Source organism: Singulisphaera chitinilytica (assembly GCF_049331405.1).
Lineage (GTDB): Bacteria > Planctomycetota > Planctomycetia > Isosphaerales > Isosphaeraceae > PoT.
Map to the genome: position 1 here is coordinate 7,118,396 of NZ_CP186274.1, position 21,009 is coordinate 7,139,404.

Below are 21,009 nucleotides of genomic sequence, written 5' to 3' on the forward strand. Positions count from 1 at the left end.
CGCCACGAGAGATTCGCAGCGCATAAAAAAAGGGCCATGTCTTGCGACATGGCCCTTTTATCAAGGTGCCGAAGAGAGGACTTGAACCTCCACGGGCATGGTTAGCCCACTAGGACCTGAACCTAGCGCGTCTGCCAATTCCGCCACTTCGGCTTGGTCGATGTACTCTAGTAAATTCACGAGTCCTTCGTCAACGGCGATTCGCCGAAAATGTTCGTAATCGATAGTCGCTGATGAGTTTGTGGCTCAGGGAGTCCGGATTGTAGGGGTTTCGATGGGGGTCGCGGGCGAGGGCGCCGGGGTAAGTTGCTTCCAGCGACTGGACTCGAAGGTTTGGTCGCCCAGGGGGGTGCGGCGGACGATCATAGCGGCGGTGTTGGGGATCGACTCGACGAGTCGGAGGCCACGTTCGGGGCCGAGGACGTAGACGGCGGTGTCGAGGCTGTCGGCGAGGCCGCCATCGGGGGCGACGACGGTGACGCTGCAACGGTCGATGACGCCGATGCCCGTCCTCGGGTCGACGATGTGGGAGTAACGCTTGCCGTCGATCTCGACGAACTTCTCGGCGTCGCCCGAGGTCGAGACGGCGCCGTTTGCGAGGAGGAAGTGACGCTTGGGGGGACTCGAGGCGTCGAGCGGGGCGACGCCGATCGTCCAGCCGGCGCGGCCAGGGGGAGGGTCGCCCACGGCGATGTCGCCCGAACCGGCGACCAGCGCGATGGGGTAGCCTTCTTTCTTCAGGGTTTCGATCGCCGCGAAGGCGGCGTAGCCCTTGCCTATGCCGCCGGCGTCGAGCCGCATGCCCTTCTTGCGGAGCTGGACCGTCCTCGAGGCCGGGTCGAGCTTCAACTGGTCGGAGCCGACGAGGGCCCTGGCCTGGGCGATGCGGTCGGGGGTGGGGAGCTTGATTTCGCGGCGGGCACGACGCCAGAGGCGGACGACCGGGGCGACCGTGATGTCGAAGGCGCCTTCGGATTGCTCGTACATCGAGACGGAGCGGCTGAGGACATCGAAGAGGTCGGGGCTGACCGGGACGGGGGCCCCCCCTGCCTTCTCGCAGAGCCGCATCAACTCGCTGTCGTTGTTGTAGTCGGAGAGGATATTGTCGAGCTCGGCAATCCTGTCAAATGCCTTGCGCGAGGCGCGTCTGGCGGTTGCCTCGTCGTTGGTGTATAAAACAAGCTTAAACTCACTCCCCATGTGGGGCTCGGCGAACTCGAATCGGGACGGCTTCGGCGCCGGTTCGGCACCCAGTCCCGGACACCCCAACGCGAGGACGATCAGGCATCGGCCCGCAAATTTGATCGACATCGGAGCGACGCTCCCGCAGACTTCGCTGTCGAAGGCTCCCACCGCCCTCGTTTCCGTATTTTCGTGGAGAATACCACAAGTGCGACTGTTCCGGCTCTCTCATTCGCTGATCGTCCTGGCTCTTGCCCCCGCGATCCTGACGGTCCTCACCTCCGCAGTTGACGCCCAGGCGGCCGATGCTCCCGCCGCCCCCGCCCCCGCCGCAACCAAAGACGCCTTCAAGAACTATACCGAGACCATCCCCGGCACCGACGTCAAGTTCGACATGGTGGCGATCCCCGGTGGCAAGTTCCTGATGGGGAGCCCCTCGAGCGAAGAGAAGCGCAACGAGGACGAAGGCCCTCAGCACGAAGTCGAGCTCGCCCCGTTCTGGATGGGGAAATGCGAAGTCACCTGGGATGAGTTCGACGAATTCGCATTCTCGAAGGACATCAAGCGCAAGGAGCGCGAGAAGGTCGACCTCGCCAAGCAACCGGCGAGCGAGACGAACGCCGACGCGATCACCAGGCCGACCCGCCCCTATGCCGATGAGACGCACTCGCTCGGCCGCAAGGGTCAGCCGGCCATCTGCATCACGCACCACGCCGTGATGGAATACTGCCGCTGGCTCTCCACCAAGACCGGCAAGGTCTACCGCCTCCCGACCGAGGCCGAGTGGGAATACGCCTGCCGCGCCGGCTCGAAGACAGCCTACTCGTTCGGCGACGACCCGTCCGAGCTCGGCGACTACGCCTGGAACGTCGACAATACCGAGAAGCCCGAGAAGGTCGGCAAGAAGAAGCCCAACGCCTGGGGCCTTCACGATATGCACGGGAACGTCTCGGAGTGGTGTCTGGACCATTACGAGGCGGACATCTACAGTAAGCTAGCCGGTAAGACCGAGAAGTCGCCCGTCCTCCTGCCCGACGCCAAGGAATACCCCTACGTGGCTCGGGGTGGGTCCTGGGATGACGACGCCGACCGCCTCCGATCCGCCGTGCGTATCTCGTCGAACCTCGAGTGGAGCGTCCGCGATCCCCAGCGCCCCCAGAGCATCTGGTGGCACACGGACGCGACGTTCGTGGGTTTCCGCATCGTCAGGGCCGAGTCCGAGCAGGAAAACCTGAAAGGCCTGAAGTCCCTGGTCGTGAAGAAAAAGGGGACGAAGTAAGCCTGGAAAACGCTCGGTCCAGGGCCGGCCGGCGGGGCGACCTGTCCTGCCGGTCCGCCTTGATCCCTGAATAGATGCGAGCATCCCGGGCGAGGGTCGTCGCCCGGGGACCCTTCACAGGGGTTCGATATTCACCCTCCGTTTCCGTTCCAGCAAGCACCCCTAGGAGTCTGAACATGACCGATCCCGTTGGGGCCAATCGCCGCGAGTTCATCAAGAGTTCCTCGGCCGTTGTCGGCGGCGCGGTCGCCGCACAGCTCGGGCTCTACTCGACGGCGCATGCCGCCGGTACGGACACGATCAAGGTCGGCCTGGTCGGCTGCGGTGGCCGCGGAAACGGCGCCGTGGAGAACCTCTGCGAGGCCGCGAAGGACGACCACAACGTCAAGATCTACGCGCTGGGCGACCTGTTCAGCGACCATATCGAGAATTCGCGGCACGCCCTCAAGGCCAACGAGAAGGTCAGCAGCAAGTTCGACGTCTCCGAGGATCGCTGCTTCACGGGCTTCGACGCCTACCAGAAGGTGCTCGACTCGGGCGTCGACCTCATCATCCTCGCCACCCCGCCGGGCTTCCGCCCGCAGATGATCGAAGCGGCCGTGAAGGCCGGCAAGCACATCTTCACCGAGAAGCCGGTGGGCGTCGACGGGCCGGGCATCCGCAGGGTGCTGGCCGCCGCCGAGGAGGCCAAGGCCAAGAAGCTCTCCGTCGTCGCCGGGACCCAGCGCCGGCACCAGGCCGGCTACATCGAGAGCATGAAGCGGATCCACGGCGGCGAGATCGGCGAAGTTACCGCCGGCCGCTGCTACTGGAACCAGGGGGCTCTCTGGATGAAGCCCCGCGAGTCCGGCTGGAGCGACATGGAGTGGCAGGTCCGCAACTGGCTCTACTTCACCTGGCTCTCGGGCGACCACATCTGCGAGCAGCACGTCCACAACCTGGACGTCATGAACTGGGCCATCGGGACCCACCCGACCAAGGCCTACGGCATGGGCGGGCGTCAGGTCCGCACGAGCCCGGCCTATGGTCATATCTTTGACCACTTCGCGATCGACTACGAGTACCCGAACGGCGTGCATGTCGCCAGCTATGCCCGCCAGATCGAAGGGACCGACGGCAACGTCTCCGAGTCGGTCGCCGGCAGCAAGGGGGGCTGGGAAAGCAACGGGTATCGCTTCACGGGCGCGAAGAAGTCCCGCCTGCGGATCGAAGAGGTCAACCCGTATGTCCAGGAGCACATCGACCTGATCAAGAGCATCAGGACGGGCAACCCGCTCAACGAACTCGTGACGGTCGCCGAGAGCACCCTGACCGCGATCATGGGCCGCATGTCGGCCTACACCGGTAAGGTCGTGACCTGGGAAGAGGCCCTGAACTCGAAGCAGGACCTGTTCCCGCACGAGCTCAAATTCGGCCCCCTGCCCGTCCCGCCGGTCGCTGTCCCCGGCCAGACCGAACTGATCTGAGCCAGGCCCCCTGCCCGGCTCGACCTCGGGCCGACAGCCGACGAACACGAGAACCCGCCCCCATCATCGGGGGCGGGTTTTTTCGATTTTGGGGCACCCGCGAATCGCTTCCGGGCATCCCGCGAGATATCCTGATCGACGAGGTCGCTCGGGTCGTGGTCCGGGATCGCAGAAGATGGAGGGGCGGCCTGCTACCTGTTAGACCCCCTTGCGGGGCCAATCTCGCCCTCGATTTCGCCACGAACCCCGGGCGCCGCGGATACTCACGTTTCGAACATGGACCCATATCGCGTCGAGGATCGTCGCATGAAGAAGTTGCTATCCGGTCTCTTCCTGGCCTTCGGTTTCGCCGGTCTGTTCGCCCCGGCCTGGGCGCTGGCCGCCGACACGAAGATTGTGCTGATCGCCGGCCGACCTAGCCACGCTCCCGGTGAGCACGAGTTCAACGCCGGCACCAAGCTCCTGGTGAAATGCCTCGAAGAGATCCCCGGGATCGACCCCGTCTTCGTCCCCGGCGGCTGGCCCGAGGATGAGAAGGTCTTCGAAGGGGCGAAGTCGGTCGTCTTCTTCATGGACGGCGGTAACAACCACCCCATGATCCAGGGCAACCACCTGGAGACCATGAAGAAGCTGATGGACAAGGGCGTCGGCCTGGTCTGCCTCCACTACGCGGTCGAATTCCCCAAGGGCAAGGTCGGCGACCAACTGCTCGAGTGGCTCGGCGGCTACTACGAGACGGCCTACTCCGACAACCCGCATAACGATGCCCTCGTCGTCACCAAGGAAGGCCACCCGACCACGCAAGGCGTGAAGCCCTTCAAGGCCAACGACGAGTGGTACTACAAGATCCGGTTCCGCAGCGATGACCCCCGCTTCATCCCGATCCTTGTCGCCAAGGAACTCGTCGGCCACGACAAGAAGACCTACAAGGACCAGGTCGTCGGCTGGGCCGTCGAGCGCAAGGACGGCGGGCGCGCCTTCGGATTCACGGGTGGTCATAACCACACGAATTGGGGCAACGCCGACTTCCGCAAGCTGATCCTCAACTCGATCCTCTGGACCGCCAAGGTCGATGTGCCGTCGGAAGGCGTGAAGTCCGATGTCTCCGCCGAGGAACTCAAGAAGAACCTCGACCCGAAGTGACGACCGACGCCCTCTCCGGGAATCCCGCCCCGGCTTTCATTCGAAGTCGGGGCATTCTCGCCCCATCTCCTCTCCCGTCACCTCAAACGCGAAGGACGAACGATCATGGCCGAGAACGAACCCGTCCCCGCCCAGGAACTGACGCTGGAAAGTCTCGCCGAGGGTTTCGGCCGCTCGGTGGCCGGTCGCGCCCTCACGGCCGAGGAAACGGCGGCCCTCGCCTCAATCTTCAACGCGACCGCGCAGGCGCTGAGGCATGGCTTCATCACACGACTCGCCGAGCAGGTAAAAGCCGAGCGTGAGACGGAGAGCGTCGAGGAATTCTTCGGGAACCTCAAGTCGGATTGAACGCGAGACCTGCGGTCCATCCGGGCGCGAACGGATCTGGACGCCGGTGGCCGAGGGTCGACCACCAGCGTCGTCATAGGTTTGGTAGCATCGTCCGTGCACGAGCGGATTCGACTCATTGGAAGATATAATTCTATGAGCCGGTTTGCGTCGCGCACGACACGATCACGCCCGATCAAGTCGGGCCTCGATTGGTGACGTCGGCCGTCAGCGAGGAGCCGACGGCTTTTTGCGCGCAGGATGCGCAGGCGAGACATTCTCTGGCGATCTCGAGGCCTTGGCCTCCGGGATCATCACGCCAGTGGACCTTGCGTTTGTCTCGCTCGAACGTGACGTGCCGGAAGACGGCATGACGAGGCCGATAGGCCTTGGGACGGGTCGATACGACGACGCGACGGCAGGAAACGCCCTTGGGGACAAGGGCACCGCAGAGCTGGCATCGATACAAGGGACGCAGCCAATGAAGATGTCATCCGAGGGGGCTGATGTCTCGGAAGGGTTGGAGGTCGGCCCCGCGAACGTGCAGGGCCGATCCCATCTTGTGCCCGCCTCATTGTCCTGTCAAGGTGACGTCTACCAGGATTGTGTCAACGTGCCCGGCATAACGCGTGCTCGATCGAACACGTCATCACTTCGGGGCACTGGCCGGCGCGATCGGGCCGCCTTGAATGTAGCGGAAGAGGTCGCGGACCTGATCGTCGCGGAGCTTGTCGAGCTGCCCTTCGGGCATCAGCGAGACCTCCGAGGCCCTCTGTTCCTCGATCTGGTCGCGCGGGATGACGGTCTTCTGGCGGTTGCCGTCGATGATCGTCAGCGAGTTCGCCGTCTCCTCGAGGACCAGGCCGTTGATGACGCGGCCGTCGACAAGGGCGATCGCCTGAGCTTGATATTCCTTGCGGATCTCGGCGCTGGGGTCGATGATGCTCGTCAGCAAGAAGTCCAGGTTGCCGCGCTCGACGCCGGTCAGGTCGGGGCCGATGCGTTCGCCGTCCTCGAACAGCCGGTGACAGACGGCGCAGTTCTCCTTGAAGACGGCCTGCCCTCGCGCGGGGAGCCCCTTATCCCCTTCGGGCAAGATCCCGCGAATCTCGGCGATCCGCCGGATCTTCTCGGGCGCACCCGAACGAGGCAAACGCCCCCAGAGCGATTCGAGTCGCTTGGAGAGTCCCGGATCCTGAAATTGGAGGATCTGCTGCACTTGCGCGGTGCGGAGGTCGCTGGACACCACCTTGCCCTGGCTCATGGCGTCGAGCATCAATGAGACCCACGCGGGGCGGCTTGCAAGGGTCGAGAGGACTCGATCCTTGAGAGGACTCGGGAGGCTCGGATAGGCCTTGAGCAGGCTCGAGGCAATCTCGGGCTCGCGATAGCCGCCCAGGGCATTTACGGCGGCGAGCCGGAGCCCGGTTGCACCGTCTTGCGAGACCAGGGCGAGCAGCGGGGGCAGGCTCTCCGGCCGAGCGAGCTGGCCGAGGACCTCGACGAGCGCCACGCGATCGGCTTCAGGAACCTTTGAGTCGGAAATCCGGTCGATGGCGTTCGTCAGCGCCGAGGTGCTGCCGAGTCGCAGGCCGAGGCGCACGAGGGGGACGTTCGCGTCGGAGCGGTTCCAGAGGTTCGCGAGGGCCGTTTCCAGGGTCGCAGGGATCACCTTCGGCTTGCGGCCTTCGAATCCCTTGTCGAAGCCGTCGATCAGGGCCTTCGTCTGTTCGGGACGCGTTGCCGAGGCTAAGAGCTTGGCGGCGGCGTCGAGATCCTGGGTCGAGCCGCGCGAGGTGAGGACCCTCGCCACGCGCTCCAGGAGGATGTTGCCGGTCATCCTGGCGTTCAACGCCTCATCCTTGCTCAGCAACGCCACGACCTCGTCGCGATGTTCTCGCAGTTGATGCTCGATCCCCCACCAGATCATCAGGGGGATGTGCGTGTCGGTGAGGTCCTCGTCGTGCTTTAGCAGTCGGCCCAGGATCGGCAGGGCGTCCTTCGCGTCCCATCGCTGGCAACTCGAGGCGAGTTGGCTGCGTACCAGCGGATCGGCGTCGCTGCGGGCCATCTCCATGAGGCTGGCGTGGAGGCTCGGGCTCATGACGCGGTCGTCGCCCAGGAGGCGCACCGTCCAGCGTCTCACGCCGGCCAGCTCGTGGCCCAGAAGGCCGAGGGCCGTTGACTCGACGAATCCGCCGCTGGCGTGGAGGGCCCAGAGGTCGCGAAGGGCCAACGTCTCGTCATGATCTTCGTTGAGGAACGCCTTCAAGCCTGGAATCACGTTCGGGTCGCGACGCTCGGCCAGGATCCGCCGAGCCTCGTTGGTGTACCAGTCGTTGCGGCTCGTCCGGAGGGCAACGAGCTCTTCGCTCGATCGCTTGGAGAGGTCGAAGGGGGCGACCTTCTGCCCCTGGCCGTAGACGATCTTGTAGATCCGGCCGTTGGTCTTGTCCCAGGTGTCGCGAGGGTCGAGGTGGGAAGCCCTCTTGTCGTACCAGTCGACCACGTTCACCGCGCCGTCGGGACCGACGAGGAGATCGATCGGGCGGAACCAGGGATCCTTGGCGTCGAGCAAGGTGCCGCCAAGGGCCGCCGAGAAGGTGGATCCTTCCTGGGCGAGCTTGTGCCAGTAGACGGTGTTCGACAGCAAGTTCCCGCCGATGAAGGCCCCCTGGTATTCGGTCGGATAGGCGTCGGCCTTGTAGATGATGCCGCCGGGGGTCACGTGGCCGCCGGGCTTCTGGCCGTTATATCTGAGGGCCTCGAAATATCCGAACGTGTTGGGGTTGTGGAGAGGGCCGTGCTTCGCGAACCCTTTCAGGTAGTTGGCCCCCTGGATCATGTGGAAGGCGATGTAGTGGCCATTGCTGCTGCCGAAGGCGTTGCCGCCCCGGTCGAAGTCGAGGCCCCAGGTATTGCCGCCTCCTTCGGCGAAGAGCTCGAACGCCTTGGTCCGGGGATGATAGCGCCAGACCCCTTGCTGGAACTCGGTCCCCCGGATCCTGGCCGTGACCGTGCTCCCCTGCGCCCCGTAGAGCCAGCCGTCGGGGCCCCACTGCATTGAATTGACCGTCGCGTGGGCGTCCTCGATCCCGAAGCCGGAGAGCAAGACCTCAGGGTCGCTATCGGGCCGATCGTCCTGGTCCCGATCGGGGTAGAAGAGGAGATAAGGGGCCTGCCCCACGAAGACGCCGCCATATCCCAGCGTGAGCCCGGTTGCGAGGTTCAGGCCCTCGACGAAGACCTTGGCCTTATCGAATTTGCCGTCGCCGTCGGTGTCCTCGAGGATCTTGATCCGGTCGGCTCCTCTCGGCCCCTTCGGCGGCGGCTCGGGGACTCGGTCGTACTTGGTGCGGAGGTACTGGTCGACGGTGACCGGCTTCAGCCCGGCCGGGACCGGATATTGCAGGTACTCGATGACCCAGAGGCGTCCGCGTTCGTCGTAGCTCGCGGTGATCGGCTGCCGGATCATCGGCTCGCTGGCAACGACCTCGACGTGGAAGCCTTCCGGCACCACCATCCGCCGCGTGGCCTCGCTGGGCGAATAGCCTCCTTCGGCTCGAACATCGGAGGATGTCCCGGCGATCCCGAGGATCCAGAGAAGAGCGATGGCCGTTCCAGTCGTGGACGTGAGGCGGCGGCGCCTGATGGTTGCGATGACCATCGTCTCGAGTTCCTTGTGCGAAGGGGTGGGCCGATGCAATGTTGGCGGATCTCGCCGACGGCGAGTGCTGCAACAAAGTTGTAGCACGTTGCCGCGGCCATTCCCACAACCTCCCTGGGACTGGGAGGTTGCCCAATCCTCGCGCAGGATCTGTCAGAAATCGGTGCCGTACCAGCCCGGCTTGTCCTTCGCACCGAGGCCCTTCGCCAGGAAGAAATCGCGATAGAGCACGGCGACCGTGAGGCTGTAGAGCGGGGCCGTGACGAGCACCCCAACCCCGCAGCAGGCCGCGCCGAGCGAGGCGAGGAAACTGATCACCAGATGGAGCAAGGTCGCCTGGAGCCATTGCCCCTTCAAGGCCTGAAAACTCTGCCCGATCGCCTGCGTAGGCGACAACCCGCCGTCGACGATCAGCGGGAGGGTGAACATCAGCAACCCGGCGATGACCAGTCCGGGCACGACGCAGCAGCCGAGGCCGACCAGGACCGCCAAGCCCGCGAGGATCGAGCCGACGATGAGGTTCGCGAAGACGTCGCTGATATTGAAGAGCTCATCGAACTGGATCGGGATCCCTCGCACCTGTTTGCAGGCGATCCGGATCATCGGGCCGACGAGGAAGCCCGTCACGATCATGACGATGATGGCGTGGAACGGCCTTGCTCCCGGCCGGATGACGAACTTGAAGCCGCCCGGGTTGACCGGCTTCGGGATGCCGAAGATACCGGCGAGTGCGGTGTTGATCAGCGCGTAGGCGACGATGACCACCAGCGCGATCAGAGTCCAGGTGATCCAGGCTTGCTTGTAGAGTTCCCACGCCTCGGAGATCGCGTCGAAGCGGACCTTCGGTACCCGATAAGGGTGGGTATGGAACGAGTCGAATTCTTGATCACCGATCGGCATGTGGCCAAGACTCCTCGATCAAAACGAGAAATGTCAATCGAACCGATGGTGCAGGCGTCGCCGACGCCCTTCCCCTTGGGATTCGCCGGAGACGCCCGACTATTTTGCGGTTCACGGCCCCGGCACGCCAGGATACGATCTCCACGCGACGGGCCAATCGGGCGGATGGATTCGCGGAGGCCCTGGTCTCGAAGGTCGCAAGGAGCGCTCCCTTGGAAGGAACCGAAACGCTGGCCTGTCCTTCGTGCCGCGGACGGCTCGTCGAAGGGCTCGACGCCTGGGCTTGCGATTCCTGCGCCGCCGAATATCGCGGCCTCTGGGGCATACCCGACCTGCGGACGGCCGATGACCTCTACCTCGCGAACCAGGACGACTGGGAGTTCGCCCTCCGGCTCTCCGAGGACTTCGACCGGCTCGATTTCCGGGGCCTGCTCGAGCGCTATTACGACCTCTCGCCCGAGATCCCGCCCGACCTGCGACGTCGCCAGATCGACCACATCATGACGGCCCCCGAGCGCGCGGGGCACTGGCTCGACGCCCTGGGAGGCGTTGACGCGGGACCGCTCCTCGACCTTGGATGCGGGACCGGCTCGTTCCTCTCGGCCGTGGGCGGGCGATTTGAGGAAGCCTGGGGCATCGACATCGCTATGCGATGGCTGCTCGTGGCGAGGAAGCGTCTAGACGAGGAGGGGCTGTCGCATATCCGGCTCGTCTGCGGGTGCTCGGAGCAACTCCCATTCAGTGATGGCTTGTTCTCCGAGGTCGTCGCGGGCGACGTGATCGAGCACGTGGGCGACCAGGCCGCGACCCTCGCCGAGTCGTTTCGAGTACTCCAGGAGGGGGGCGGCCTGTTCATGGCCTCGCCCAACCGGTTCAGCCTTGCCCCCGAGCCGCATGTTGGCGTCTGGGGCGTGGGATTCCTTCCCCGGCCCTGGATGATCCCCTACGTGCGCTGGGCCAAGGATGTGGATTACCGCGCGATCCGGACCCTGGGCCTGGGCGAATGGAACCGGCTCCTGGCGAGCAGCCCCTTCGGCTCCGGGACCCTGTTCGCCCCAGGACTGCCCGAGGCGGACTTCGCCCACTTCGGGCCGGCAAAACGCATCGTAGGGCGAATCTATAATCGCGTGATCACGAGCGGGCTGGGTCAGTTTGGGGCGAAGCGCGTCGGGCCGTTGTTCCACGTCGTCTGTCGCCGGTCGGCCGATCCCTCGGGGCGAAGGCCCAGCCCAGCGACTCGCCCAGGCTCCACGCCGCTAGCAGCAAGCCGATAAGCGGCAGGCTCATGACAAACTGGCCGATGTGCTGCCTCGAAGCCAGCACGGTCTTCGCCAACCGCGCGAGTTGGATCGCAAAGATCGCGGGGCCCATGAGTATCACGACTCTCTGAAGCCGCCGCGAATGTCGACGCGCTCGGAGCCCGCCGAAATCGAGCCCGAACCGGAATCGGTCGCGGACGGCCTCGATGAATCCGAAGCGTCGGACGTGATATGCCAAGGCCGGGATACTGGCCATCGCGTCTGGCCTTCCCAGGAGCGTCAACGCGACCTCGGCCTCATGGATCTCTTCGCCAGCAAGGGGCACGGCACCGACCCTGACGGCGAAGTTGTTCCCGGCAAGGCGCGAAGGCCTGGGACCTTGACCGGCCATGAACGGGGCATACTCGCAGAAGAAAACGCCCCAATCGACGGGTGATATGCCCAACCTGGGTTGGACGTCCCCCGAGCCGGCGAGTAGCTCGGGTGATCGAAATGCCTCGACCCACGCCCAGGCCCAATCGCGCTCGAAGACGCAGGAGTCCTCGGTGAACGCGACCAAGTCGGCTTTCGCCCGCTCCAGGCCGAGCCGACGGAGCCGAGGCACGCCCGTACCTGGCTCGGCGGAGATCCAGTCGCAGCGGAAATCCTGAACATCGACTTCGGCGGCTAGATCCGAAGGCGCGGCCACGATCACCTGGACGGGGAAGCTCGCCGAACCCGCTTGCAGGGATTCGAGCGAACGCCCGATCGCCTCGGGCGAGTCGGTGGCCGCGATGACGACGCTCAGGACAGGGCTATTACTCAACCTTGTCCAGGCTCGAGCCCGGCCCGACGAGGTAGCCGACCATCTCGCCGAACGCCCCGACCGACAGGAACAGGGCGACCAGCGGGGAGACCAGGAGGAAGCGGCCGAGGTGCCGCTTCTTGCCCAGCACAGTCTTCGTCACCCGGGCCATGAGCATGGCTGGCAGGGCCATCGAACCGAAGCCGTAGATCAGGCGTTTCGGCCACGACTGATCGCCCCGACGCATCCCGGCGTACGAACGCGCGAAGTGGAAGCGCTGGACGATGAAGTAGCCGAGCTTGAATGTCTTGATGTGGTGGACGACCACCGAGTTGGTCGAGGCGATTGGGACGCCGTCGGCCCGGAGTCGGTCGTTGATCCACGATTCCCACTTGCCGTCCGCGAGCACGTGGGCGTGCCGCATCAGGTGCGGGCGCTTGTAGGCGATGTTGTTGCCGGGCAGGTCGGCGGCCTCGCCTTCGGCGACGGGCTTCATGTAGGGGGTGTACTCGCAGAAGTAGACCGCCCAGTTCACGAGGCCACGCTTGCCGTTCTCGACCGCGCCGCCGACGGCCGCCCAGGGGCCTTCATGAGCCTTGAGGATCGACTTGGCCCAGTCCTTCCCGACCTGGCCGTGGTCCTCGAGGATGGCGACGAGCTTGCCGCCGGCCTGGCAGACGCCGACGTGGCGGAGCTTGGGGATCGGCTGGCGCTCGGCCTCGATCACCTCGACCGCCGGGGTGTGCGCCCGGAGCCGCTCGCGGACCGCCTCGCCCGTCGCCTCGACGACGATCACCTGCATGTAGGGCCGCTCGGGCTGGGCGTCGAGCGCCTTGAGGGTCGGCTCGAGGACGTCCCAACCATTCACTGACGCGATGACGACCGAGAGGTCGGGGGTTCCGACGCGTTCTTGCTGCGGCTTCGTCGGGCTCTGGACTGGCATCGGGCCTCCGTTCCCATGACAAGCGGTGTCGCATCATACGACTGGGACCAACAGGCGCGGATCGTACCGGGTTGTGCCAAAGAGGACAACGGGAACTCGGGCCCGAGCCCCTTGCGGAAGATCAGCCCTGGGATTTCCGCTTCTGCGACTCGGCGATCGCCGCATTGACCCGATAGATCGACTGCTGTGCCTCCTTGTTGAGCGGGTCGCGGGTGATGACGAGGTTGTACCAGGAACGTGCTTCCGCCAGCCGATGGATTGCCTCGCAGGCGGCGCCCAATTCTTGCAGCAAGGTCGGATTGTTGCGTTCGGTCGGCGTCGAGGCCCGTTGCATCAGCGAGCCGAGCATGTCGTGGTCCTTCGCCAGCTTCCGGTATTTCTCGGCCTCGTCCTTCTCGCCGAGCATGGCGAGGGCCCCGCTCAGGCCAAAAATGGCGTCGCGGTTATCGGGCTCGACGGCCATGGCCAGGCGGAAGTGCTTGAGCGCGGAGGCCGCATCCTTGTGCGCCAGGGCCATTCGGCCGCGGAGCCTGGCGAGTTCGGCGTGGTCGGGGGGGCCGTCGGCGAGGAGGCTCTCGGCCAGCTTATCGTCGCCCCGGTCGAGGGCCAGCCGGACGCGGACGACCCTGGCGTCGGGGTCGCTGTCGGGCAGGTAGCCTAGGACTTTCTCGGCCTCGTCTTTCTTCCCGAGCGTGCGGAGGCATTCCGCGAGGCTGATGCGTGACCAGCGGTCGTCGGGATCGGTCTTGATGAAGTTCTCCATCATCTGGGAGAGCTCGAGCGGCTCCCAGATCGAGTTCCTCGTCAGGCACCAGTGGAAGACATTGTCATAAGTCAGGGGCGTCAGTTCCGCCAGGGCGTGGAACTGCTCGTTGAGCGCCCGGCGCCTGAGCTGGATCCCGTAGATGTAGATCAACTCGCGGTGGGCGGGGACGAGCTTCGGATCCAGTTCCAGAGCGCTGAGCAGGTAATTCTCGGCGTATCGGAGCCGTTTCCGCCTGAGTTCCAACTGCCCCATCATGAGGCGGGCCTGGGCGCCGATCTTGGGATCGTCCTTGATTTGCTTGAGGTCGTCGAGGGCCTCATCCGTCCGGGAACGTGCCATGGCCACCTGCGCCCGGAGTAGCCAGTCGAGGACCGTCGGCTTACGGAGCAACGTGAGTCGTCTCAGGCTCGACTCGGCGGCGTCGATCTGCTCGCTGTGGAGCTGCTCCTGCGCCTGCCCCCAGACGGCATCGGGATCCAGCGGCTTGCCGTGGCGGAGGAGCAGCACGACGCCGCCGAACCCGACGATGATCGCGACGAGGCCGAGGGGCAGCAGCAAATACCGATGCAACCTCTTCGGCGCGGGCTCACACTTTTCGAGGCTCTTGGTGTTCATGGCTGTCGTCGGTTCTGGAGGCGAGGCGTGCCGGCCTTAACCGGGCCGGCACTCGTCACGTTGCCAACACTTCGAGGCCGGGCGATTCACTTCCCGTCGGGCTCGACGATCGAGAGCGTCTGATCGACCTTCACGTGCTCCTGCGTCGAGACCGCGCCCGAGGGCCACTTGACCGTCACCTTGGCGACCTCGGCGAGAGGGCCGACGCCGACCAGGATCCGAGGGTCGTTCGACGATTCCATGCTGCATCCCCCCTTGCGTTGGCGGGCGATGGTCCGGTCGCCGACGACGACCTCGACGAGGGCGCCGATGGCGTCGCGGTTGCTCTTGGTCCCCCTGAGATTGAGCCGCAGCCAGTGGTTGTCGTTCTTGGTGTCGTTCCGAAGCAGGGCGGCCGGCTCGTCCTTGTGGTTGAGCACTATGTCGACGTCGCCATCGTCGTCGAAGTCGCCGAATGCGGCGCCTCGGCCGACGTGCTTCTCATCGAAGTAAGCCCCGGCGTCGCGGGTGGCGAGGCTGAATCGGGACCCCCCCTGGTTCGCGAAGAGCAAGGCGGGCTCCTCGTACCCGACACCCTGACCCAACTCGTGGCGGTTGTTGTCGACGTGGCCGTTGGAGACGAAGTGGTCGGGCCAGCCGTCGTTATCGAAGTCGGAGAGCGAGGTGCCCCAGCCGACCCACGGCATCGTGTCGGACGAGAGGCCGAAGTAGGGGGTCACGTCCATGAAACTCCCCTTCCCAAGGTTCTGATAGAGCGTGTTGTACTCATTGGCGAAGTTGGTCACCAAGATGTCGGGCAGGCCGTCACCGTTGACGTCCTCGGCATCGGTCCCCATCCCCGACTGGGCCTGCCCCTTCTCGTCGTAGGCCGCGCCCGAGGATTCGGTGGCGTCCTCGAACGTGCCGTCCCCCTTGTTCAGGAAGAGGAAGTTCGGGTTCATGTCGTTGGCGACGTAGATGTCGGTCTTGCCGTCGAGGTTGAAGTCGGCCGTGATCACGCCGAACCCGTGGCCGTCCGAGCGGCCGATCTTCGCGGCGTCGGCGGACTCGGTGAAGGTCAGATCCCCGTTGTTCTTGTAAAGGAAGTGCTTCACCGTGCGGACCGACCTGGGGGAGCAATAGAGGCGGACCCCCTTCTCGCGATTGCCGCAATAGACGTCGTCCTTCGGGTAGATCCACTCGCCGTAGTTGCTCACGTAGAGGTCGAGGTCGCCGTCGTTGTCGTAGTCGAGGAAGGCCCCGCTCGAGGACCAGCTCTCGCGGTCGACCCCGGCCGACTTGCTGATGTCCTTGAAGGTCCCGTTGCCGTTGTTCAGGTAGAGGACGTTCGAGCCGTAATTGCAGAGGAAGACGTCGGAGTCGCCGTCGTTGTCGATGTCGCCGACGATGATCCCGTGGCAGAACCCGCGGTAGCCGAGGCCCGAGGCCTCAGTCATGTCCGCAAACTTGCCATCTCCGAGGTTCTTGTAGAGCCGGTTCGGGCCCTTCTGCCCCGTGCCGAGTGGGAGCAAAGTCTGTGTGGCGAAGTAGAGGTCGAGCTTGCCGTCGCCGTCGTAGTCGAACATGGCGACGCCCGAGCCGTTGGCCGTCGGGAAGTGCCGCTCCTTGGTCATCCCCGACTCGTGCACGAAGTCGACCCCGGCCTGCTTGGCGATCTCGGCGAAGCGGAAGGGGCTCGTCTTGGTCTGCTTCGAGAGCGTGATGGGGACGGCCGACGCATTCGCCATGCGGTCCCCCTCGAACGCCCCGCCCTCATGCTGCGGTTTGGTGAGCGATTCGAGGTTTGAAGCATTGGGCTCTGGTGCTTTCGCCGACGACGTCGTCGGCGCCGGCTTCGTCGGGTTGCCCTGGGTATCGCCGCATCCGAGCGGCAGGCTGGAAATCAGGCCGATTGTGAGCAGCCCGAGAAGACGTTCGCGCACAAATCCCATCACGTATACCTCCGAAGAATCGGTCCCCACCGATTCGACGACTCGCGGAAACAATGAGATCGTGGGCGAAAAAGAGGATGACGCCGGACGCCGCGATTATCTCGTCGGGGGGTCAGCCACCGATTGTAGCACGACCCGCCACGAATTGAGGCCTACTCCCACTCCCGTATTTCCGCCCACGCGACGATCTAATGGGCAGCACCCACTCCCCGTAACTCCTCCTCCCGAAAGTCTCGGCGTCAAAACCTCGATGCACCACATCGGAGTCTCCCCTCCTCCGAAGCAGGTGTTACAATGGGTATTTTGGGGAAATTCGGAGTTTTTGATGATTTCGGTAAACAAAGTGATTTCAGAAGTTTGGAGAATATTTGCCGTCAAGGTAGACTGGTGTAGTAGCGATAGATCTTCTAGGGTGAGATCCATCACCACCTGAAGTGCAACTTGTCGGAGGGGTCCATGCGTGCCGCAGGTATCAAGACGGCGATCGTGACATGGATTGGTGTCGCGATCGCGATGGGGGCCGCACCCGCGGCGCCGAGCTATCGCTCGATCGAGCAGAGGATCGAAGAGATCCGCGCGGAATGGTCCAAGCCAGGCGTCCCGGCCTATGCCAACGCCCCGGGTTGGAATCAGTTCTTCGATGCTCTCTCGCGAGAGTTGTCCGCCTTCGCGAAGGCGGGTGATGACAACGCGCAACTCGTCGCGTTGAACCAGATCTACCAGATGTCGAACTCGCTGGGGTCCGTCCCCTGGAAGCCCGCCCTCGAGCTTCGCGAGGAACTCCGGACCTGGCTGCGACCCCGCGTCCGCCTGGCCTGGGCCGGCCGCCGGCTCGTGGACTCGGTCAACGGGCTGCAGCTCACCAGCGATGCCGAGGTCCTGAAGAATCGCCAGCGCTGGATCGAATTCGCCAAGGAAGACGTCGCCGGCGCCTTGCGTCGTTATGACGCCGCCACGACGGTCGCCGGCCGCTTCGACGCCCTCGAGAGGATCTACGGGGTACTGACGACCCTCCAGGGCAAGAACCAGACTCGCCCCTGGGTTCCCTCCCTCGAGCTCCAGAACGCGATCAACGATCACTTCAACCGGACGAACCTCGACGTCTCGGCAGACCTGGCGACGGTGACCCCCTTCCTCTCGAACAACCTCGTCGAGACGGGGCCGATCTATCGCAAGGGCTACGTCTCGCAGGTGACCGCCGGCCCCAAGACGGGCTTCGGACTCTTGCCGAGCGGCGAGGGGATCTCCTTCTACAACAAGCAGATCTCCTTCAGCGAGACCCCGATCACCGACTTCCAGCAGCAGATCGAGGCCGACGAGCAGGGCAAGCGTGCCGCCAAGCTCTACTACTTCACGGCCACGACCCAGGACACATCCGAGATCACAGTCATCGCGGTGATCGGCCCCGATGGGCTGCACCTGAACCCGCAGTACTCGCACAACATCAACGTGATCATCAACTCGTTCCCGCAGGCGAGCGGGGCCCTCGGTCGCTGCATCGCCGCGGCGATCGGCCTGAACCAGGAAAAGATCACGCAGAAGGTGAAGGAAGGGGCCGAGCCCCGGATCAAGGACAACGTGGTGAAGGAAGCGGCCGAGCTCGGCGGCGAGCGCATCGCCGCGGCCCAGGCCCAGAAGAACGTCGAATTCTCCAAGTTCCTGGTCGGTAACAGGACCCTCTCGATCCTCAACTACCAGATCACGGAGCTGAGCCTCCAGTCGCGCCCCGAGGCGGCCTATGTCGGCGGGACCTTCCGCTTCAAGGGGGGCCCGAACCAGGTCGGCGCCTACGCCCCGCAGCCCGCGAGGTTCTCGGTCCCGGCCCCCGGCATCTCCGCGGACCTGCACCTCAGCTCGATCGTGACGAGCCTGCTCCGCGGCTATCTGCAAACGGAACCGGTTCGCGACGTGAAGAACCTGATGGTCGTGACCCGCAAGGTCAGCCCGGATGCACCGCCCGGCGATAAGGTGTCGATCTCGCAGAACATCGACTACCCGACCTTCCTCAAGGCCGTCGTCGAGGCCGAGCAGGCCAACGATCCGAACGTCCTGGCGATCCGGGTCAAGCGGCCCGACCGCAGCCCCGACGTCGACGCCGATGCGGCCGGCCACCTGGTTGTCCTGGTCCACGGCTTCGAGATCGAAGTCCCCGCCCCGCCCCAGGCGGCCCGCGGTGGCCTCTTCGGGCCCAAGGCCAAGGTCTACCGGATCAGCTCCCCCAGCGCCGAGATCGTGATCTCCTTCAAGGTCACGCCGCCCGACGGCACCAACCCGCTCCGCCTCACCGGCCGGATCGAAGGGTTCGAGTTCGACAAGGACGCCAAGGTCTTCTCGCTCAACGACGACGAGACCAAGCCCGTCCCGATGCCGGTCCTGACCCGGAACCTCGTGCTGAACGTGCTCCGCAACAAGATCCAGGGTCAGCCGGTCGACATCCCCTTCAAGAACCTCGAGCTCCGCGGCGTCACCATCAAGGAAGTCTCCTCGCTCGATCCGTCGGGCTGGATCCGGGTGAACCTGCTCCGCACCGGCAACGGGCCACCGCCGTCGCCGACCGCGAATCCTTGATCCTTGACAGTTGAGCTGAGCGTGCTGGCACGCTGACAAGCCAGCCACCGTGATGTAAAATCCCGAGGCCCGGACTGAAAAAGTCCGGGCCTCGCGTCATTTGAGCCCGCCTCGCCGGTCCGCCAAGGAACTGCCCGTGTCCCACGCCGGTCCTCGCCTGCTCGCGATCTTCGATCACGATGGTGTCATGGTCGATTCGCTCGCCTTCCACCAGGACGCGTGGGTCGAGCTCGGCCGTCGCGCCGGCCTGCCGATCACGGCTGAGTTCATCCACGAGACGTTCGGGATGACCAACCCGGCCATTCTCGCCAGGTTGATGGGCGACGCCTACCTCCCCGAGGAGGGAGACCGCCTCGCGGGCCTCAAGGAAGCCTGCTATCGCGACATGGCCCAGGGCAAGATCACGCTCATGGACGGAGTGAACGAGCTCTTCGAGAATCTCGTCTCGGCCGGTGTGCTGCTCGCTATCGGCTCGAGCGCGGTGCGTCCCAACCTCGACCTGACGATCGAGTCGTGCGGCCTCGGCCAGCATTTCACGTCGATCGCCTCGCTCGAGGACATCCAGCGCGGCAAGCCCGACCCGCAGGTCTTCCTCGTCGCCGCCGAGAAGGCGGGCGTCGAGCCGAAGCACGCCGTCGTCTTCGAGGACGCGCTCGTCGGGATCAAGGCGGCGAAGGCTGCGGGCATGCGGGCCGTCGGCGTCACCTCGAGCCACCCGGCCGCGGCCCTCTGGGACGCCGGGGCCGATGATGTCGTCGAGACCCTCGCGGGTTACGACGTGCCGGCCTTGGTCGAGCGACTGCGTCAGCCCTGAGCCTCGACAAATCTAGACACCTCGATCCAGGTCCCAGCGGACTAGCCACCGGTTGGACACCCTCGGAGTGTTGGGGAGCCCCTATGCGACCGCTTCGGATCGTGCTGGTCATGCTCGAACCCCCCCTTCCCTTCGGCAACGCGGCGGCGCGCTGGTTCTATGTCCTGCTCAAGGGGCTCGTGGCTCGGGGCCACTCGGTGACGGCCTATGCCGTCTGCAGCAAGCCCGAAGACATCGCCAAGGCGCGTGACCTCTTCCCCTCGACCCAGTACGACCTGAGGCTCTATCCGTTCCCCGAGCGTTCGGGCCTGCTCTCGAAGCTGGAGACGTTCCGGAAGCCTTATTCGTATATGTTCGGCGACGACATGAAGGCTGATTTCAATCGTCGTCTCGCCGAGGGGTTCGACATCCTCCACCTCGAGCAGCTCTGGGGCGGCTGGCTCGCGCTGGACAACGTCGACAAGGCGCTGGTCAGCGTCCACTATCTCTCCGCGATCGACCTGGGCGAGAGGAAGCCGGACACGCTCTCCGAATCGTTCGGGCAGGCTCTCTTGCTCAGGACCGAGCGACGGCTCATCCGCAAGCTGCGGCACTTCCGCACGGTCTCGTCGCGGCTCGAACCCTTGATCCGCGAGTGGAACCCGAAGGCCGACGTCTCGTCCGTGCCGCTCGGCCTCGATAGCTCGCTCTACCCGTTCATCCCCGAGGATCGACGCTCGACGACCCCCATAGTCACCCTGATCGGGACGATGGGCTGGGCGCCGAGCTACTCGGCGGCAATCCGGATGCTGAAGCGGCTCTGGCCGTCGATCAAGGAGCGCGTGCCCGGGGCGAAGCTCGAGATCGTGGGATGGTCCGCGCGTGCCAAGCTCGCCGAGTACCTCAACCTCACCGACGTCACGATCGAGGAGAACGTCCCGGACATCCAGCCCTACTTCGAGCGGGCGAGCGTGCTTGTCTACGCCCCGAGCCGGGGGAGCGGGATGAAGATCAAGATCCAGGAGGCGATGGCCTTCGGGGTGCCGGTCGTGACGACCAGCGAGGGGGTGGAAGGCCTCGAGGTGCAGGACGGCGTCGAGGTCGGCCTGGCCGAGGACGATGCCGGCCTGATCGATCGCACGGTTGCACTCCTGCGCGACCCCGCGCTCCAGGAGCGGCAGCGTCGGGCGGCCCGCGCCTTGATCGAAGCCCAGTGCGGCCCCGAGGTTACCCTCGAGGGCATGGAACGGGTCTATGCCCGGATCCTGGAACGGAGCGGTGAGAATTTTTCCGTGTCGCCTGCCGCCCGCGACCGGTAGTATTCGTGTCACCGAGACCTGCCCGGACGATGTGTTGAGCCGGGTTCAACGGTCCACTCCGCCGATC

At 64.9% G+C, this 21,009-nt stretch carries 14 protein-coding genes and 1 tRNA gene; 8 read left to right on the plus strand and 7 right to left on the minus strand.

What is annotated here, in order from left to right:
* Nucleotides 1–66: 66 nt before the first annotated feature.
* Together ACOYYX_RS27850 and ACOYYX_RS27855 are read right to left on the minus strand one after the other, a co-directional pair.
* Nucleotides 67–153, minus strand: a tRNA-Leu gene (locus ACOYYX_RS27850).
* 93 nt (nucleotides 154–246) lie between these two features.
* Nucleotides 247–1,311, minus strand: coding sequence for an FAD:protein FMN transferase (locus ACOYYX_RS27855; RefSeq protein ID WP_422925789.1), 1,065 nt, complete (start codon nucleotides 1,309–1,311; stop codon nucleotides 247–249).
* A gap of 79 nt (nucleotides 1,312–1,390) precedes the next feature.
* On the opposite strand from ACOYYX_RS27855, the gene ACOYYX_RS27860 reads away from it, so the two are divergent.
* The 4 genes from ACOYYX_RS27860 to ACOYYX_RS27875 all read left to right on the plus strand — a co-directional run bounded on the left by ACOYYX_RS27860 (nucleotide 1,391) and on the right by ACOYYX_RS27875 (nucleotide 5,418).
* A complete protein-coding gene (locus ACOYYX_RS27860; RefSeq protein WP_422925791.1) occupies nucleotides 1,391–2,461 on the plus strand; it encodes a formylglycine-generating enzyme family protein in 1,071 nt (356 codons plus the stop codon).
* 176 nt (nucleotides 2,462–2,637) lie between these two features.
* Nucleotides 2,638–3,927, plus strand: coding sequence for a Gfo/Idh/MocA family protein (locus tag ACOYYX_RS27865; RefSeq protein ID WP_422925793.1), 1,290 nt, complete (start codon nucleotides 2,638–2,640; stop codon nucleotides 3,925–3,927).
* A 306-nt stretch (nucleotides 3,928–4,233) separates the two neighbouring features.
* Nucleotides 4,234–5,070, plus strand: a complete 837-nt coding sequence (locus ACOYYX_RS27870; RefSeq protein WP_422925795.1) for a ThuA domain-containing protein — start codon at nucleotides 4,234–4,236, stop codon at nucleotides 5,068–5,070.
* Nucleotides 5,071–5,175: 105 nt separating this feature from the next.
* On the plus strand, nucleotides 5,176–5,418 hold the full coding sequence (locus ACOYYX_RS27875) for a hypothetical protein (RefSeq protein ID WP_422925797.1): 243 nt from the start codon (nucleotides 5,176–5,178) through the stop codon (nucleotides 5,416–5,418).
* A gap of 628 nt (nucleotides 5,419–6,046) precedes the next feature.
* Here ACOYYX_RS27875 and ACOYYX_RS27880 read toward each other — a convergent pair.
* Nucleotides 6,047–9,064 (minus strand): PVC-type heme-binding CxxCH protein, encoded by a 3,018-nt coding sequence (locus ACOYYX_RS27880; protein ID WP_422925799.1) that lies wholly within the window; start codon nucleotides 9,062–9,064, stop codon nucleotides 6,047–6,049.
* 153 nt (nucleotides 9,065–9,217) lie between these two features.
* On the minus strand, nucleotides 9,218–9,964 hold the full coding sequence (locus ACOYYX_RS27885; RefSeq protein ID WP_422925801.1) for a hypothetical protein: 747 nt from the start codon (nucleotides 9,962–9,964) through the stop codon (nucleotides 9,218–9,220).
* Nucleotides 9,965–10,176: 212 nt separating this feature from the next.
* On the opposite strand from ACOYYX_RS27885, the gene ACOYYX_RS27890 reads away from it, so the two are divergent.
* Nucleotides 10,177–11,238 carry a class I SAM-dependent methyltransferase gene (locus ACOYYX_RS27890; RefSeq protein ID WP_422925803.1) on the plus strand — a complete coding sequence of 354 codons (1,062 nt, stop codon included), beginning with the start codon at nucleotides 10,177–10,179 and terminating at the stop codon, nucleotides 11,236–11,238.
* Between the two features lie 782 nt (nucleotides 11,239–12,020).
* Here ACOYYX_RS27890 and ACOYYX_RS27895 read toward each other — a convergent pair.
* The 3 genes from ACOYYX_RS27895 to ACOYYX_RS27905 all read right to left on the minus strand — a co-directional run bounded on the left by ACOYYX_RS27895 (nucleotide 12,021) and on the right by ACOYYX_RS27905 (nucleotide 16,262).
* Complete coding sequence (locus tag ACOYYX_RS27895; RefSeq protein ID WP_422925805.1) at nucleotides 12,021–12,950, minus strand: glycosyltransferase; 930 nt, start codon at nucleotides 12,948–12,950, stop codon at nucleotides 12,021–12,023.
* 121 nt (nucleotides 12,951–13,071) lie between these two features.
* Nucleotides 13,072–14,331 carry a tetratricopeptide repeat protein gene (locus tag ACOYYX_RS27900; RefSeq protein WP_422925807.1) on the minus strand — a complete coding sequence of 420 codons (1,260 nt, stop codon included), beginning with the start codon at nucleotides 14,329–14,331 and terminating at the stop codon, nucleotides 13,072–13,074.
* 86 nt (nucleotides 14,332–14,417) lie between these two features.
* Entirely contained in the window at nucleotides 14,418–16,262 is a 1,845-nt protein-coding gene (locus tag ACOYYX_RS27905; RefSeq protein ID WP_422925809.1) for a CRTAC1 family protein, read from the minus strand.
* Between the two features lie 456 nt (nucleotides 16,263–16,718).
* Here ACOYYX_RS27905 and ACOYYX_RS27910 point away from each other — a divergent pair, with 456 nt between their 5' ends.
* The 3 genes from ACOYYX_RS27910 (at nucleotide 16,719) to ACOYYX_RS27920 (ending at nucleotide 20,942) form a co-directional block, all read left to right on the plus strand.
* Nucleotides 16,719–18,830, plus strand: a complete 2,112-nt coding sequence (locus ACOYYX_RS27910; protein WP_422925810.1) for a hypothetical protein — start codon at nucleotides 16,719–16,721, stop codon at nucleotides 18,828–18,830.
* A gap of 136 nt (nucleotides 18,831–18,966) precedes the next feature.
* Nucleotides 18,967–19,644 (plus strand): HAD family hydrolase, encoded by a 678-nt coding sequence (locus tag ACOYYX_RS27915; protein ID WP_422925812.1) that lies wholly within the window; start codon nucleotides 18,967–18,969, stop codon nucleotides 19,642–19,644.
* Between the two features lie 83 nt (nucleotides 19,645–19,727).
* Nucleotides 19,728–20,942, plus strand: a complete 1,215-nt coding sequence (locus ACOYYX_RS27920; protein ID WP_422925814.1) for a glycosyltransferase family 4 protein — start codon at nucleotides 19,728–19,730, stop codon at nucleotides 20,940–20,942.
* Nucleotides 20,943–21,009: the final 67 nt, after the last annotated feature.